The organism is Paenibacillus sp. Soil522 (assembly GCF_001428245.1).
GTDB lineage: Bacteria > Bacillota > Bacilli > Paenibacillales > Paenibacillaceae > Pristimantibacillus.
In genome coordinates this window covers 25,283-41,285 of the sequence record NZ_LMRV01000029.1, presented here as the reverse complement: position 1 = coordinate 41,285, position 16,003 = coordinate 25,283, and the positions used below count along the sequence as shown (strand labels likewise).

Genomic DNA, 16,003 nt, shown 5'->3' with positions numbered 1-16,003 from the left:
AAGTGCCAACGGCTAACAGCAGCCACTTTAAACAGGCTTTATAGGGAATGTACTCTTTAGGATTCGGGCAATTAGCCGCAGACTGAGAAACCCGCCTTGCTATATTTGAGAATGATTTACCCGGCTGCGGAAATACTACTGTAGCGCAAGCTTGCGAGGAGGTGACCTTATGGAAAATCAGTCGCACAAAGGAAATTACAAAGGGACAACTCATATGAAACCGAAGAATCAGGATATGGCATTCGTCAATGATACGATCGAGGATGCGAAGTCCGTAACGAACTTTAGCTCCAAAAAGAAGAAAACGGATTAGCTGCCGACCAACGAACAACCGTTTAAGTGGATTTGATCCAACTAATCCGAGTTATTCCAGAAAAACAGGGCATTTAAGTTGATTTTACAGACTTAAATGCCCTGTTTTAAATCGTTCATCTGAAAACCTGAATTAATTCTAAAAAGCATACCTCTATCCGCTGCACTCGCTACATCCGAAGGGGAGCTTCCTGCAGCTCGGCGCGCGATTGCAAATAGCGGAAGAAGGCAGCCGACGCTTCGCCTCGCGTCACCTGCTTCTTAGGCAGAAACTTGCCGTCAGCCAGAGTCATGATTTTTAGACCGACGACAATCGCCGCCTGCCCTTTGTTCTCGATTTGCGCCGAATCCTTAAATGATGCTTTAAAAATATGATCGTAATTCGCCAGCGCATTATAGCCAAGCGCGCGCACGACCAGCTCGGCCATTTCGTCGCGCGATACTTTGCCGCTTGGATTAAAGGAGCCGTCGCCAACATCGATCAGATTTTGCTCCAGTGCGGCTTCTACGTAGACGAAATAACTGGAATCCGCTGCAACATCATTAAAGGAAGCTTTCATCTCAGCTTGATTACCCCCGTAATACATACTCGGCGAACGTCCGCTGTTTCTGGCGAGCACCAGCATTTTGATCAATTCGCCGCGCGTGACCAGTTCGTTTGGACGCACCTTGCCATTTTTTACATCAAGCGCTTTATAAGCAACCATCAACTCCAGCTGACGCTGTGCCCAGTGTCCTTCGATATCCTGAGCCTTCGGCTTCTCAAGCTGCGTCGCTTCGCCCGTTTCCCGGTTGCGCCAGCTGCCGGTCTCTGCGTCAAGAAACACCGACTCATCGATCAGCCTCGGCACCAGCCGGTAGACAAGCTCGGCTTCCGAAGTCGATTTAACCTCGTCGCCCTTTATTTCGCCTGCTGCAAGCATGACTTTATATTTCTCGATCGGAATCGGCTGTCCGTTCCATGAAATCTGCTGAACCAGGCGATACGTAAGCTGCGTGCGGTAATACGTCAACCAGCTGTCGACTGCTTTCTCCTTCTCGATTAAAGCCGGCGCCTTAGCCGGATAATCAAAGCCCGCTAAGTAAGCATCATAATTGACAATCTCCCCTGTACGCGTATCGATGGCTACGTTGATGCTGTCATACTCGACCGTTGCGCCATGAATTTTGTGCACAAAGCTGAAATAATATTGGCGGTTCTCGCCTACGCTAAGCCCCTCAAACTGCTTCGGATCCGGCTTAACGAAATACAGTTCATGAGTCAGCCATGGCAAATGCTTTTTCACAGCTTCCACCGCGAGCGCCGATGCTTGCTCTAGCGTCACATTCGGGCTTCCTGACTGATCCTGCACGTTATACGCATAGGCATAAAAACTACGGACAACTCCTGTGCGCCCGTCCACTGTGCCCGAAGCGGATCCAATCTCCTTGCCGTCCTCCTTGATCGTCCAGTTCAAAGACCAATACGCTTCAGTCGCTCCTATACTCTCGTTCATATTTTCGCTGTAATTCGAGTTGTTCAGCTCCGCTCCGGCAGGCAGCTTAAAAGCCGCCTTCACCGCATCCACCGCTTGCTTCTCCGTCACTGTACCTGCCTTAGGCGCCTCGCCTAACGGCTTCTCGGTCACAGGCGTATCCGAGACCGTGCCTACTCTGTAATACGAAAAATTCGATTGCTCCTTCAACTCGCCCGTAACCGCATCAATGGCCAAGGGCTGCAGCTCATAGCTTAGAAGCGGCTTTCTTTTCCCCTGCATATTGTAAGGCAAGATATACGTAAGCTGCGGCGCCGCCGCTGCACGAAGCTTGGCATTTGCCTGTTCTGCCGTTAGCTTCGCATCTACCTTCGGGAAGCGGATCGTATCATCCCACTGCAGGGAAAACCGCCGGATATGACCCTCGCTATCAACATCAATTTCTATATAGTTATCCACATATGGAATATCCTGTACGAGACGGTCATAACGCAGCGAGTGCAGCACTTCGCCTGTCAGCGGCGGCAGCAGCTGTACCCCGTAATCCGGATTGTACTGGATTTGCTCTTTGTAATCGGCAGCTATCTTCTGGATGAATTGGAGTGCGATTTGCTGCGCGGCATCACGTTCAACCTTAAGCGGGTATGTCGGTTTGGCAGATGGATTATCGGTATAAGAGTTAAATTCGAGCAGCTGTCCATTATCCGCATGAATACGAACGTAAATGGTGCCCAAATACTTGCCGTTTACTTTCTTCACGAACTCGAGTCCCCAGGCGTTGCGTTTTCCGCCAGCCAGCATTTCCATAGAAAGATTGGCTCCTTGCAGCACATACTCCTTCGGTATGCTCACCAGCTTCCTGGCCAGCGCCTCCGCCTTCTCCTTCGTTATGGCTACATCAACGGGAGCTTCCAGCGCTTCATCCATCTGTTCTCCCCCAGGCACGGCCGCCGCATTCGTCCCGGCAGGCTTGTTAACGCTTTCGGCAAATGCCGATGCCGGCATTACGCTCATCAGCATCGCTGCCGACAGCATGAACGCAAGCCTCTTTCGATTATTTCTCATCACTAATTCACCCTCCAATGCTTTTCCAATTTATTCATAAACTAGACGTGCCGTACAATGGGGAAGTTGCAGCGAAAAATCAAAAAAAGACCACTCCGGGATTATAGCCTCGGGGCAGTCTCTCGTCACTGTAACTTAAACTGTTTTTCTACGTGATATAGAAGACCCTATTTTCTGCAAAATATACACGCCAAGCCACGACGACAAAATGATAAACAACGGCATCACCGTAAAGTTATACCGGTACTCCGGTACGAACACTAGCCTAATCATCGACATAATAATAATGACAACCGCCAGCATGACGGCCGAATGTCTCCATCTCCATATTAGCCCGAGCAGCGGAATGATCGTGCTGTATACGATCAGCAGGTGCAAACCAGCTACTTTCGGATAGGCATGATAAATCGGAGAATGCCCGGAACCGAAGAACATATGCGAATACGTATATTTGAGCTTTCCTACCGTATACCATTTTACGTATTTCCATGTCTGCTGAGTGAAGCCTGCTTTAATGCGCGCCCATGCATATTCGTTCTGCGACATGCCGTTTTGGACAATGATTTTGTCGGTATAATCTTTGTTCGGATATGTACCTGCTTTAAACGGATTAGACTGGGAAGCCGTCAATACAAATTCATTCAATGACACAACGTTACGTATCCACCAAGGGAGCATCGCAGCCGATAGGCAAAGACCTGTAATAACGCCCAGCAATGCGATTTTTTTGAAAACAGCCAGCTTGGAGGCTGTCGCCGCCATCTGAACCGATTTGGGTTTAAACCACTGCTGAAGCAAAAACACCCCATACAGCGGAACAAATAACGGTAAAAACTCCGCTCTGACGAGTACCGTAAGCCCTAATAAAACACCTGCAAGCGCGGCATCGCGCTTCCTTTGCGTACGAAAGGCAGAAAGCTGCATAGATAAGTAGGCCATTAGAAAAAATAACGCAAGCGATTCAGTAAGAATGGCCCCGTTCGCCCAAATAAAAGGATGATAAACCGCTCCGATAAACAGCGAAACAATCGCAACCCATTTATTTCTTGTTGCCTGCATTGCAATCATGTAAATCAAAATTAATGACGCTAGGCTGATGAGCACCTGAAACCATCGGATAAGCGGAAACGGCTCTACGCTGAGCTGATCGGCCACGATATACATGCCGGTCATAAATAACGGGTATCCCGGCGTTACCCTCGCATTAGAAACGTCTTCCTTATAGGCATAGATGCCTTTATCGAGCAGCCGATGCACCATCTCATCGTAATACTTCGTATCATGCGATACGGTATGCTTAACCGAAATAATAAAATCAGCCCTTAGCCAGAAGGCCAGCAAAAAAATAAGGACGATCGCTATCGTCCATGCTTTATTATGTCTAACCCATTCCACCACTTTCATGAATCCTCCTCAATCCTAACAATACCTATTTCCAAGCGAGTACGACGACACCGGCCAAAATAATAGCAGCACCAATCCAGCGCTGCAGCGGCACCGATTCGTGAAATATCAATACAGCTGCAACCAATGCAATAACATAAGCCGTGCTTTGCAGCGGATAGGCTAAACTAAGCGGCAGCTTCTTAAGGACGTAGAGCCACAGAACTGTCGCGATGCCGTACAATACAAGCCCCGACCAAATATGCGGAGACCATAGCAAAGATACCCAACTGTCGCCCTTTGCCGTATCAAGCTTATTCATACCTATTTTCCACAATAATTGACCTGAGACGAGCAGCAAAATATTAAAAAACAATACGATATAGGCCATTATGACTCCGACCTTTTGCGTTCATGCAGCTCATGATGCAAAATACCAAGCTCTTGTGTAAGACGGATGACCTTTTCCGATAATTTAGATACGATGACCGTAAGATGCAGAATAAGCATGATACAGAACAAAATACCGACTAAAAACAGCAATGCCGGCGCATAATCGATGCCTGCCGCATCTGCCAAAGCATCGATAATTTGTACCCTGACCGATAAAATAAGCATAACTACACCAAACAACAGCCACAGCATCGAGTACTGCTCACGCAGCAATCTGCGGTTAATCAACATAATCAGCACGAACAAAAAAACTACACTTGTGATAATCCACAAGGCTTGCATGTTGTATCCTCCTTATTTAAAGCAAAACTCACTTCTTATTACGATTGAACCTCGGCCGGCTTCGATGCCTTCAGACTGCGAATAAACAACGACAGCGTAACCTTAACCATATAATATACCGAACGCATCGCATTTATAGATGAAGTTCCGCCCGTACGAGCATCCATGACAACGGCAACCTCGCTCGTCCTAAGTCCGCTGCGATGAATAAGCACGATGGAATCCACTTCCGGATAGTCTGTCGCATAATCGCTTTGAAATACGGAAATCGCACGCTTGTTGGCGGCGCGAAATCCTGATGTTACATCTAGGACGCGCTTGTGCGTCATCGCGCTAACAATCGTAGACAAAATTTTGATACCGACTCTCCGTGTCGCGGACGACAGGAAACCCGTTTGTTCGATAAAACGCGAGCCAATTGTCAGATCTGCTTTCCCGCTCAGCACCGGCTCTAAAATAAGGTGAAGCTGCTCCGCTTTATGCTGTCCGTCTCCATCCACCTGAACGGCAACATCATAGCCGTAGCGATAAGCATAACGATACCCGGTCTGCATCGCGCCGCCGATACCCAGATTAGTCGGAAGTGTGACAACAGCCGCACCATTTGCTTCCGCTACCTCGCGAGTCCGGTCCTTCGATCCGTCATTGATGACCAGGATATGGGCAGACGGACAATGCATCTTCACATCCTGGATCACATGGCTTATGCTGTATTCTTCGTTATAAGCCGGAATAATGATCAATATTTTTGAAACCGTCTTCCCTTGCCGCAGGGACTCACCTGTAACCGTGCTGTCCTTTTTCATAATGACTGCGTTCACTTCTCACCACTCCATAAATCATAGTTTTTCACACCGATGTGCACAATTATACCAATTCTACTAGATTACTCTATTAGAAAGCAATAAAACGGTTGTGAAAATGTGTAAAAACTGTGTAAACTCCAAGGAAAGTATGCCCAGAAGATTCTTTAATTTGTAATTAATGTTTGATAGATAAGAGAATAATTTATAAAAAAAAACCGCCTGGTATTCAGCCATTGACTGATACCAGACGATATTTAGACGGTTGTTTGATTCAATATGTTGCTTACATTTGTCCGGAAATTTTTGATTTCAAAGCATCTTTGCTTTGAACGCCGACCATTTTGTCAACAGGTTGGCCATCTTTGAACAAAATTAATGTCGGGATACTCATAACGCCGAATTGCGATGCAAGCTCAGGTTGCTCGTCAACGTTAATTTTAGCGATCACCGCTTGGCCTTCCAGCTCAGTGGAAAGCTCCTCAACGATCGGAAGCTGCATTTTGCAAGGTCCGCACCAAGGTGCCCAGAAATCCACAAGGGAAACGCCGCTTTGAATGGTCTCGTTAAAATTTTCTTTCGTCAATGCTACTGCCATTTCAATCATCCTCTCCAAACAAATTGTATGATAAAGGGAATACCCGTCTCACCGCTAATTGAAACATCATTTGCTAACCGCATGCATGAATTTGCTTCAACACATCCTCAATCGTTATCGCGCTAAAATGGCTTTCCAGCTGCTTCTCCGCCGTGCAAAATATACCGAACATCACCTGATTCATATTCGATCCAACGACACAATCCATCTCTGGATTGCCCGAGCACCAGCTCGGAATAAGCGAGCCCTGTGCCATAACACGATAAATATCGGCCAGTGTCACCACGCTCGGATCAATCGTCAGCCGATAGCCGCCGCCAGAGCCTTCGCGCGTATCCACATATCCATTGCGGCGCAAACCACTCATCACCTTCCGGACACGCGCAGAGTGTGTGCCTACATTCTCGGCAATCATATCGCTGCTCGCCATCCTGTCCGGCAAATAAGCCAAATAAACGAGACTGTGTACGGCAATCGTAAATTCGCTGTTCACTGTAAGGGCCTCCCTGCTTTGTACTGTAATTTTATCAGTTACAGTTACCCTTGTCAATAGTCAGGTCGCCAAATTCCTTTCTTAGCATACGGCACGGCTTACACAGTTATTCGCCATCAAATTTTGGGTAATGGAGCTTTAAATAAGCTTTAAATAATTTTTTTGCTCATTGTCATGTTTGAACGCTTTCACTGAATAAATATGAAATATGAAATATGAATTGTGCTTCCTTATTCGGTTTGGCCATCGGTTTGGCTATCCATAGCCGGAAGGCACAAGCTTCCTAATCTAGTTTTACTATGTAAAACTTAAAGGAGGTGACGCATAATGGCATTATTTTGGAATCGTTGGATACCCGTTCGTACGGAAGGGGGTTCTAGATCGGAGCTAATCGACCGGTTGCAAGCCCATTTCAAATCAAATGGATTGAAATCCAAAATTACCATTGAAGGCAATTCCTTTAGACGGATTCATGTGCTTAAAAAGGACGCCGATCAGGCCAAGGTGCTGCTTGACGCTTTTGACCAGGAGCATTAACGCGAAGGAGCAAAGCTTCAAACAGCAAAGCTTTGCCAAACAGCGGCTGCCCGTGCGGGAGCCGCTGCTCTTGCTTCGCTATCAGGACGAGCGTCCCGTCACGGAAGAATTCCTCATCCACCGATAGCCTTTGCGAACGCCGTTCAGCACCCATTCAGGAACCGGTCTTGGCTTTTTGGATAAGAAGGGCATATAGATCCGATTGTAAGCTCTTTTCAAATCTTCCCACATCGTGCAGGGCTCCTCTTTCAAAAAGTCGGAAATATCGAGGACGATGCCGCGCCCATCCTTTACCATCACATTTTTCCCGTGCACGTCATGCGGATGCAGGCCGCGGGAGCGGGCATATTCGAGCGCTTGATCTATATCTTCAATGACCTTTTTCGGTATGGCCACCCCGTCGATGATGCATTGGTACAAGGTCTTTCCCTTTAACCGCTTTAAGATCAAATAATAATGACCTTTATGCTCCCCTGCGTGGTAACACATCGAATATGCGGGATGATTGCCGATTAACCGGTATACCTCGCATTCGCTTTCCCAGCCTTCGCGTCCAGGCGCATATACTTTCACAGCGATATCCGAATAATGGGGATGTGTAAATACGCCCGCGTAATTGCCGGCTCCGAGGAGATCCCAGCCCTGCGGCGTCTCTTCAACGCGAATCGGATTCATTGGGTCGATGCTGTTCAGCTCTAAATCTGAGAGCAGTGACTGCTCCGTGAGCGCAATGAGCTTCTCCAGACGTTTCTCCTCCATTATTAGCAGCTCTCCTTTCATCCTATCCATGAACGTTATTTCCTTTCATTGTAAGACCACCCGCCGCAAAAATAAAGACCGGGATAAAAAGCTTTCCAGCTCTTCATCACGGTCTCTTCATATAAATATCGTTAATGGCCTCCGCTTACGACCCTTAAACCGATAACACCTGCAATAATCATGGATAAAAATAGCATTTTACGCCAATCCCTCGATTCGCCAAAAATGATCATGCCGAGCAAGACACTGCCAATCGAACCTATTCCCGTCCATATCCCGTAAGCCGTACTAATCGGAATCGTCTGCAGCGCTTTAGATAAGAAGAAAAAGCTCACGAAGCCTGCAGCAAGCGCCCCTACTGTCCCCTTCCAGCGCTTAAAGCCGTCGGACAGCTTCATAAAAGTGACGCCGCTAACCTCTCCTAAGCCCGATATGATTAAAAAGACCCATGCCATATTAAGAGCCCACCTTTTCACATTCATTGCTGCTCGTTATGACCGGTGCCGTCGCAGGCGCTGAAACCTGCACCGGCTCCGGCTCCGGCTTATCCTTCGACACAAGCTTTAGCCCGACGATGCCTGCGATTAACAAAGTGATAAAAAACAAGCGCCAAAAATCAGCCGGTTCATGCAAAACAAGTATGCCCGCTATGACAGTGCCCGCTGTACCCATCCCAGTAAACATCGCATATGCAACGCCGATCTCAATCGTTCGCATCGCGCGGGCAAACAGCATAAAGCTTGCCGCAAGCAGTACTACAGTTATGATGCTGGGCACAAGCTGCGTAAAGCCCTCCGAATATTTAAGACCAAACGTCCAGCCAACCTCCAGAAAGCCGGCTAGCAGCAAAAAAATCCACTGCATCGTTATTCACCCTCTCGCTGATATCGTCCAAAGCTGCCATAATGACTGCCACACCATTTGCTTTCTTTTTTCGAACAGCTCTTCCTCATATAATTGGTTTTCGACGAGCAGACCATCGACGCATACGTAAAAGGCGGCAATGAGCCGCTCATCCTCTTGTTTGTCAAACAGTCCCCCGGAGGCTCCCTTATGCAGCACGGCAACAATACCTTCGGTTAGCTCATTCTCATACCGCATAAAATCATGTCTAAGCTGGTTCCGCAAATGACGCGGCGGTACCAGAATCGTCCGCTTTAAGAAGGCCTGCCCGGTCGTTATATGTTTAAGATCGGTGAAAAACTCAAATAATCGATATACCTGATCCTTAATCGGCTCCTGCGCAATAGCCTGAAGGAGCTCCATATATTGCTTCCGCTCTTCGACGATCACTTCCTTAACAAGCTGCAGGAACAGCTGCTCCTTCGACTTATAATGCGCATAAATGGACGGCGTCTTGATGCCGACCGCTTTGGCAATTTCAGATAAGGATGCGCCTTCGTAGCCGGATTCCGTAAACATCGTTAAAGCCGCCTGCTTGATTCGTTCAGCCGTAGTAAGCCCGGTACTCATCATTATTCCTCCGTTTTACATGTCCGCCCTTTTGCCTAACGAACGTTAGTTAGGTAAATTTTAAGACGGAACAGCCAAAAAGTCAAGATACGGGCTTATACAAGCGTAAACGGCTGTCGCCGTCCTTTTGCGGCAACAGTTCGTTTCGCGGTGAAATATAAAAAACGCCATGCAAGCTCCTCTTTCATAGGGGATCATGCATGGCTTATGAATTAACGCTGAACGGAATCCAGAACTACTTGCCCACGATTTCTTGAACCGCTTGAATAAAGGCGTCCATCTCTTCATCCGTCCCGATGCTCACCCGCAAATATTCATGAATGCGAGGCTGATCAAAGTAACGGACAAGCACGCCCTTGTCGCGCAGCTGCTGGAAAATGTCTTTGGCCGCTATCGCCTTGTGCGAGATAAAAACGAAATTCGCCTTAGAATCGGTTACCTTAAAGCCGATCGCAAGCAGCTGTTCCGTCACCCGCTCACGCGTAGCGACAACCTTTGCAGTCGTTTCCCGGAAATAAGCTTCATCCTCAAACGAAGCAACGGCGCCAGCTAAGGCGAGGCGGTCAAGCGTATAGGAGTTAAATGAATTTTTGATCCGGTTCAGCCCCTCGATCAGCTCCTCACTGCCAAAAGCAAATCCGACACGCAAGCCCGCTAATGAACGTGATTTTGAGAGCGTCTGCACAACGAGCAAATTCGGGTAATCCTTAATCAGCTCCACCGCCGACTGTCCTCCGAAATCAATATACGCTTCGTCTATGATGACGGCCTGATTCGGATTGCTTTCAAGCAGCATGCGAATGTCCTCGAGCGGGAGCAATTGAGCCGTCGGCGCATTCGGATTCGGTATGATGATGCCGCCATTATCCGAATGGTATGCTTCGACCTGTACATTAAACTGCTCGTCCAGCGGAATAAGCTCCGTTTGTAAACCGTACAGCTTCGCATAAACTTTATAAAAGCTGTAGGTAATATCCGGGAACATCAGCTTCTTGGCCGGATCGAAAAAAGCCGCGAAAACAAACGCTAATATTTCATCCGAGCCGTTGCCTACAAACACCTGCTCAGCTCGCAGCCCGTAATAATTGGCTGCAGCCTGTACAAGCACGTCGCAGGCAGGATCGGGATATAGACGCAAATCGGCGTTTGCCGCCCCCGTAATCGCTTCGGTTACCTTCGGGGATGGCGGGTATGGATTCTCATTCGTGTTCAGCTTAATATACGTTTTATCCTTCGGCTGTTCACCCGGTACGTACGGTACCAGCGATGCGGTCAGCGGACTCCAAAATTTACTCAATGGTTAATCTTCCTTTCGTTATCGGCTTTCAATAGCTGCTTTTATTTTAACATTAATGCGTATCCCAATTACAGAGCCTGGCGAACGACAGCATTGGTCATCAGCAAGCCAAGCAGCGCTCCAAATGTATTAAGAATAATGTCGTCGATGTCGAAGCTCCCCACCCGTGCCAGCATCTGAATAAGCTCGACGGCCGTAATCAGCAATATAGCGACGGCGACTAGGATAAACACTCTTCTATACTTCGTATTTAAAAGAGGCAAGAAAAGTCCGATCGGTATGAATAAGACGATGTTTCCGAACAAATTTTTGAACCAGATTTCAAAGTTAAAATGATCATGATGAACGATATATTTTTTTATCGTGTAGAACGGTACAACATTATAGTTGTAACCTTCAAGAAAATATCGATTGCGGTAAAATAACAGCCAGCCCATCATAAGCGCGTAGCTTAAGGCGAGTGCGGTTAGAAATAAATTTAGCAGTAAGCTTTTGAAATGAGCATTCGGGTACATCCGCATCCTTTTCACCTCACTTATAGCGACAGGCTTACAGTCTCCAAGGCTAGCAGCCGTGGATATCACTAATGGTTCGCTTCATACGCGTCTGCCTGAGATAACCAGATCTCTTTCTACGCCGTCGAGTACCGCTACCTTAGGCAAATGCCCCCATACCTCGAATCCAAACTTGCGAAGCAGCGCCAAGCTCGGCTCATTATGCCCGAACACGAAGCCAAGCAGCGTGCTCAGCCCTAAGCGCGGACACTCTTCGATCGCCTTCTGGATGAGCACCGAGCCAATGCCAAGGCCGCGGTATTGCTCTGCTATGTATATGCTGATTTCAGCCGTTGTATTATAAGCCGGCCGGCCGTAAAACGATTGAAAGCTAAACCACGCCGCAATTTCCCCCTCGATACGCAGTATCCATAAAGGCCGAAAATCGGCTGAATGCTCATCAAACCAGGCTTTCTTGCTATCCACTGTCGCCGGCTCCAAGTCCGCCGTCACCATTCTGCTTGCTATCGTTGAATTATATATGTCGACAATGCGCTCCAGATCGTTTAGCTGCGCGTCAACAATCTCATATTGCAGCTGTCTGGACATGCCCGCCACCTCTTATCCTTCTATGTCTAGAGCCGATGATTGCTTTAATCGATTTCGTTTCGCTAACTTACCGCCTAAATTATACTTCCGATTCTATTCATCTCAATTTATCAACCTTCCAACTTTGACAAATTATATCACATCAATGGACGGCTGGGCTTAGTAAAAATAAACGGCTATTCAGCTGTATATTTGTTGTAATCTTCCGGCGTGTTCAGGTTGGTAAAGGCAGTTGATTGACTTCCTTCTTTCATAGCAATTTCGATTGTCTGAAGCCTATTAAGCAGGCCCATCAGCCGGTAATCCTGAGCTTCGAGCGCTGCTTGTATTTGCGCGGCTGTTCGGGTGTGGTAAATAGCATGAAACGGTTGACCTGCAGCATGAATAACATCAGCTCCGCTGTCTATCCTGCTTAGCAGCTGCTGCAGCAATGGCGCAGACAGCTGCGGCATATCGCAGGCGATGATGAAGACATACCCGTCCGCGATTGCGGATAAGCCGGCATGCAAGCCGGAAAGCGGTCCGCAGCCGGGAAACTGATCGGTGACGAAGCTAACTTGCGCTGCCAGATCACTGAGCGCTTCACGATAAAGTGACTCGCGCTGCGGCGCTCCAATAGCAATCGTCACTGTCTGCGTAAAGGCTGCTACTTGACTTGCGAGCCGGTATAACAAAGGTCTTCCGTTAATGGGCAGCAGCGCTTTGTCTGTCCCCATTCTTGTACTTTGTCCTCCAGCCAATATTAAACCGTGAATAGCTTGCTGCTTCACTTCTTCGCCTCCTTATGGATAGAAAGAAAAACAGCCTGCCGAGGATTTAAGCTCGGCAGGCTGTTTACGTTCGGCTTATGCTTTGGACGGATCAAACGAGCTCTTCAGCGAGACGATACGGTTGAACGCCAGCTTCTCTGCCGTTGTATCCTTTGGATCAACATTGAAGTAGCCATGCCGGAAAAACTGGAACTTGTCGCTGCCCGCCGCATCCTTCATGTTTGGCTCGACGAAGCCTTGCAGCAATTCAAGCGAATTCGGGTTGATGCATTCCAGGAAAGGCTTGCCTTCCTCTTCTGCCTCGCTCGTAATAAGCGGCTCGAACAACCGGAAATCCGCAGCGACCGCCTGGGATGCTTCCACCCAGTGGATCGTACCCTTAACCTTGCGCTCGTTAAAGCCGGATCCGCTCTTCGTCTTCGGATCGTAGGTGCAATGCAGCTCGGTAACATTGCCGTCCGCATCCTTGATCACCTCTTGGCACGTTATGAAATACGCACTCTTAAGGCGTACTTCATTGCCGGGGAAGAGACGGAAATATTTGTTCGGAGGATTTTCCATAAAATCATCCTGTTCAATGTAGATCTCGCGGGAAAACGGTATTTGACGCGTTCCCATCGCTTCGTTTTCGGCATTATTCTCAGCTTCCAGCAGCTCGGTTTGGCCTTCCGGATAGTTCGTAATGACAACCTTAAGGGGACGCAATACAGCCATCGTACGAAGGGCCTTCAGCTTCAAATCTTCTCTAATAAAATGCTCAAGGTTGCGCTCGTCAACGAGGCTGTTGCTCTTCGACACGCCGATCTCGCGGCAAAATGCGCGCATCGCTTCCGGCGTGTAGCCCTTGCGGCGCAAGCCGCTGATCGTCGGCATACGCGGATCGTCCCAGCCGTCCACGACCGCTTCATCTACCAATTGCTTCAGCTTGCGCTTGCTCATAACCGTATTGGTTACGTTCAGACGGGCAAACTCATATTGGCGCGGTGTAGCAGCCATCTCGCATTCTGCAACCGTCCAGTCATATAGCGGACGGTGGTCTTCAAATTCCAGCGTACAGATGGAATGCGTAATGCCTTCAATCGCATCGCTTAGCGGGTGAGCATAATCATACATCGGATAGATGCACCATGCATCGCCTGTACGGTGATGGTGCGTGTGAGCAATGCGGTACAGAACGGGATCGCGTAAAGTGATGTTTGGCGAAGCCATGTCGATCTTGGCGCGCAGCACCCTTTCACCGTCCTTGAATTCACCCGCGCGCATGCGCGCGAACAAATCGAGGTTTTCCTCCACGGTACGGCTGCGATACGGGCTTTCCTTGCCCGGCTCGGTCAGCGTGCCGCGATATTCACGCATTTGCTCAGCCGTCAGATCGCATACGAACGCTTTGCCCTTCTGGATAAGCAGTACGGCACGGTTGTACAGCTCTTCAAAATAATCCGACGCAAAACGAAGATCGTCCCACTCGAAGCCGAGCCAGCGGACATCCTCTTGAATGGACTCCACATACTCCGTATCTTCTTTAAGCGGATTCGTATCGTCGAAGCGTAAATTTGTCTTGCCCTTAAATTCATCGGCGAGCTCAAAGTTCAGACAAATCGACTTGGCATGCCCAATATGCAAATAGCCGTTCGGCTCCGGCGGAAAACGCGTAACAACTTCCTGCACATGGCCGCTCTTCAAATCTTCGACTACAATATTTTTTATAAAATTCGAGGATGAGGACTTGTTCTCTACTGCATTCTCCATCTGCGACCAACCTTTCCCACGGAAAATATTTATCCTACTATAATACACAAATTTCCGTGAAATTATAATACTCCTTGTATATCGGCGGCTGAAAGCAGAATAACTCTTTATTCAATCATTTAAGATGCTACAATAGTTATGATAATTAAAAACCATATAATGAATGGATGAAGCACAAATGAATGAAAATGCTTTAGCCTCCCCGGACAGCCTGAACTTGATGCTCGACAACGTTTCAACCGAACTGTTCAGAATCATCGACAGCCACTTCCATGAAGACAGCTTAAATCGTATGGTTAGAAGTTTTGTTCACTACAAACAAACGGAGTCCACGATATGGTCTGAGCTGACGCTGTATTCCTATTACATGCTGGGAGGCAGCTCTCCGGATATTTATCATGCAGCCGCACAAACGGAGTTGATTATACTCAGTCTGGATATATTTGACGATCTGCAGGATCAGGACAATTTCGAGCCGCCCTGGATGCAGTGCGGGCCTGCTGCCGCCATGAACTGTGCTTCGGGTCTGCTGGTTGCCGCAATCGCAGGCAGCCTTGGCAAGCCCTTGGACTCCACCGTGCTTAAGCTGCTGGCAGCTGCCCATAATGGCCAGCATAAAGATATTCAGAACGCCATATCCACAGAAGAAGAATACCTGCAATTAGTTGCCGAGAAGTCCGCTTCACTCATCAGCCTTGCTGTACATATGGGTTATCAGCTCATTGAAAACGCAAATGAAACGACTGCCCGCAAGCTTGCTGAATGCTCTCAGCACATCGGGATTGCCGCTCAACTGCAAAATGATGTAAAAAACCTTACGCTGATTCAAGAGAGAAATGATATCGTTCAGCGTAAAAAGACGCTGGCTACCCTGTATTTGTATGACTTAAGTAAGGAAGCATTTCCAATGCTCTCAAACTACTACGACGGTGTATGCGGTATGGAGGAGCTAGTCTCCCAAGAGAAGCAGCTTGTCAATTTTATCGCTGCATCGGGCGTTTCGGAATATATATCGGCTGTTCAAAGCCTTTACCTGCAGCAGGCGGATCATATTTTGAGAACGATACCTGCGCTTCAGCCATGGGCGCTTCGATTCAGATCCATTACAATCGACCATTTCCACAAATAAAATTACGGTAAACCCCAAAAAATATTAAGGCAAACTTTTGGACTAATTTGGTATAATTAAATTTGTCGAAAAAACCATTTTCAGGGGGAATTTACTCATGTGGTCACCACAGCTTAAAGAAACCGCTCTTCAAATTGCAGCAAACAGAAATTCAAAGGAAAAACTCTCCGCTATTTTGACAGAAGCAACGATCTCTAAAGAACAGAAAACTGCTCTTAAACTTTCTTTCGCTACTCCTGCTGCCGCATCAGGAAACTCGTCAGCCGATTATTGGGCTTAATTGAATAATGAAGAGCCTGACGAATAAGTCAGGCTCTTTTAT

General features: G+C 47.8%; 20 protein-coding genes. 4 read left to right on the top strand and 16 right to left on the bottom strand.

The window, feature by feature from the left end:
* The first annotated feature begins 169 nt into the window (after positions 1-169).
* The gene (locus ASG81_RS31865) at positions 170-313 is read left to right on the top strand and encodes a hypothetical protein (RefSeq protein ID WP_200961441.1); all 144 of its coding nucleotides are present in this window, start codon (positions 170-172) and stop codon (positions 311-313) included.
* 169 nt (positions 314-482) lie between these two features.
* Here the strand turns inward: ASG81_RS31865 and ASG81_RS06705 are convergent, their stop codons facing one another.
* From ASG81_RS06705 to ASG81_RS06675, 7 genes are all read right to left on the bottom strand, one after another.
* On the bottom strand, positions 483-2,852 hold the full coding sequence (locus tag ASG81_RS06705) for an S-layer homology domain-containing protein (protein ID WP_056630867.1): 2,370 nt from the start codon (positions 2,850-2,852) through the stop codon (positions 483-485).
* A gap of 135 nt (positions 2,853-2,987) precedes the next feature.
* Positions 2,988-4,256 carry a phospholipid carrier-dependent glycosyltransferase gene (locus ASG81_RS06700; protein ID WP_056630864.1) on the bottom strand — a complete coding sequence of 423 codons (1,269 nt, stop codon included), beginning with the start codon at positions 4,254-4,256 and terminating at the stop codon, positions 2,988-2,990.
* Positions 4,257-4,281: 25 nt separating this feature from the next.
* Positions 4,282-4,626 (bottom strand): EamA family transporter, encoded by a 345-nt coding sequence (locus ASG81_RS06695; protein ID WP_056630862.1) that lies wholly within the window; start codon positions 4,624-4,626, stop codon positions 4,282-4,284.
* Entirely contained in the window at positions 4,626-4,970 is a 345-nt protein-coding gene (locus tag ASG81_RS06690) for a DUF2304 domain-containing protein (RefSeq protein ID WP_056630860.1), read from the bottom strand. The genes ASG81_RS06695 and ASG81_RS06690 overlap by 1 nt, the downstream gene beginning before the upstream one ends.
* A 38-nt stretch (positions 4,971-5,008) precedes the next feature.
* Entirely contained in the window at positions 5,009-5,791 is a 783-nt protein-coding gene (locus ASG81_RS06685; protein ID WP_235548760.1) for a glycosyltransferase family 2 protein, read from the bottom strand.
* A 268-nt stretch (positions 5,792-6,059) separates the two neighbouring features.
* The gene (gene trxA / locus ASG81_RS06680) at positions 6,060-6,371 is read right to left on the bottom strand and encodes a thioredoxin (RefSeq protein ID WP_056630857.1); all 312 of its coding nucleotides are present in this window, start codon (positions 6,369-6,371) and stop codon (positions 6,060-6,062) included.
* Positions 6,372-6,444: 73 nt separating this feature from the next.
* Positions 6,445-6,864, bottom strand: a complete 420-nt coding sequence (locus ASG81_RS06675; RefSeq protein WP_056630853.1) for an RrF2 family transcriptional regulator — start codon at positions 6,862-6,864, stop codon at positions 6,445-6,447.
* A 327-nt stretch (positions 6,865-7,191) separates the two neighbouring features.
* Between ASG81_RS06675 and ASG81_RS06670 the strand changes: the two genes are divergently transcribed.
* Positions 7,192-7,401 (top strand): hypothetical protein, encoded by a 210-nt coding sequence (locus tag ASG81_RS06670; protein ID WP_056630850.1) that lies wholly within the window; start codon positions 7,192-7,194, stop codon positions 7,399-7,401.
* A gap of 81 nt (positions 7,402-7,482) precedes the next feature.
* Here ASG81_RS06670 and ASG81_RS06665 read toward each other — a convergent pair whose 3' ends face one another.
* The 9 genes from ASG81_RS06665 to ASG81_RS06625 all read right to left on the bottom strand — a co-directional run bounded on the left by ASG81_RS06665 (position 7,483) and on the right by ASG81_RS06625 (position 14,552).
* Entirely contained in the window at positions 7,483-8,160 is a 678-nt protein-coding gene (locus tag ASG81_RS06665) for a serine/threonine protein kinase (protein WP_056630847.1), read from the bottom strand.
* A gap of 131 nt (positions 8,161-8,291) precedes the next feature.
* A complete protein-coding gene (locus ASG81_RS06660) occupies positions 8,292-8,615 on the bottom strand; it encodes a DMT family transporter (protein WP_056630845.1) in 324 nt (107 codons plus the stop codon).
* Between the two features lies 1 nt (position 8,616).
* A complete protein-coding gene (locus ASG81_RS06655) occupies positions 8,617-9,024 on the bottom strand; it encodes a DMT family transporter (protein ID WP_081417177.1) in 408 nt (135 codons plus the stop codon).
* Between the two features lie 6 nt (positions 9,025-9,030).
* Positions 9,031-9,636: a TetR/AcrR family transcriptional regulator gene (locus tag ASG81_RS06650; protein ID WP_081417176.1), complete on the bottom strand. Its 606-nt coding sequence runs from the start codon at positions 9,634-9,636 to the stop codon at positions 9,031-9,033.
* Positions 9,637-9,868: 232 nt separating this feature from the next.
* On the bottom strand, positions 9,869-10,930 hold the full coding sequence (gene hisC / locus ASG81_RS06645; RefSeq protein ID WP_056630836.1) for a histidinol-phosphate transaminase: 1,062 nt from the start codon (positions 10,928-10,930) through the stop codon (positions 9,869-9,871).
* Between the two features lie 68 nt (positions 10,931-10,998).
* Complete coding sequence (locus tag ASG81_RS06640) at positions 10,999-11,451, bottom strand: VanZ family protein (RefSeq protein ID WP_081417175.1); 453 nt, start codon at positions 11,449-11,451, stop codon at positions 10,999-11,001.
* A gap of 75 nt (positions 11,452-11,526) precedes the next feature.
* Positions 11,527-12,033, bottom strand: coding sequence for a GNAT family N-acetyltransferase (locus ASG81_RS06635; protein ID WP_056630831.1), 507 nt, complete (start codon positions 12,031-12,033; stop codon positions 11,527-11,529).
* Positions 12,034-12,209: 176 nt separating this feature from the next.
* Complete coding sequence (gene mobA, locus ASG81_RS06630; RefSeq protein WP_056630827.1) at positions 12,210-12,803, bottom strand: molybdenum cofactor guanylyltransferase; 594 nt, start codon at positions 12,801-12,803, stop codon at positions 12,210-12,212.
* 75 nt (positions 12,804-12,878) lie between these two features.
* Positions 12,879-14,552: a glutamine--tRNA ligase/YqeY domain fusion protein gene (locus ASG81_RS06625; RefSeq protein WP_056630825.1), complete on the bottom strand. Its 1,674-nt coding sequence runs from the start codon at positions 14,550-14,552 to the stop codon at positions 12,879-12,881.
* Between the two features lie 178 nt (positions 14,553-14,730).
* Here ASG81_RS06625 and ASG81_RS06620 point away from each other — a divergent pair, with 178 nt between their 5' ends.
* Together ASG81_RS06620 and ASG81_RS06615 are read left to right on the top strand one after the other, a co-directional pair.
* Positions 14,731-15,681, top strand: a complete 951-nt coding sequence (locus ASG81_RS06620) for a polyprenyl synthetase family protein (protein WP_056630822.1) — start codon at positions 14,731-14,733, stop codon at positions 15,679-15,681.
* A gap of 97 nt (positions 15,682-15,778) precedes the next feature.
* Entirely contained in the window at positions 15,779-15,961 is a 183-nt protein-coding gene (locus ASG81_RS06615; RefSeq protein WP_056630819.1) for a hypothetical protein, read from the top strand.
* Positions 15,962-16,003 lie beyond the last annotated feature (42 nt).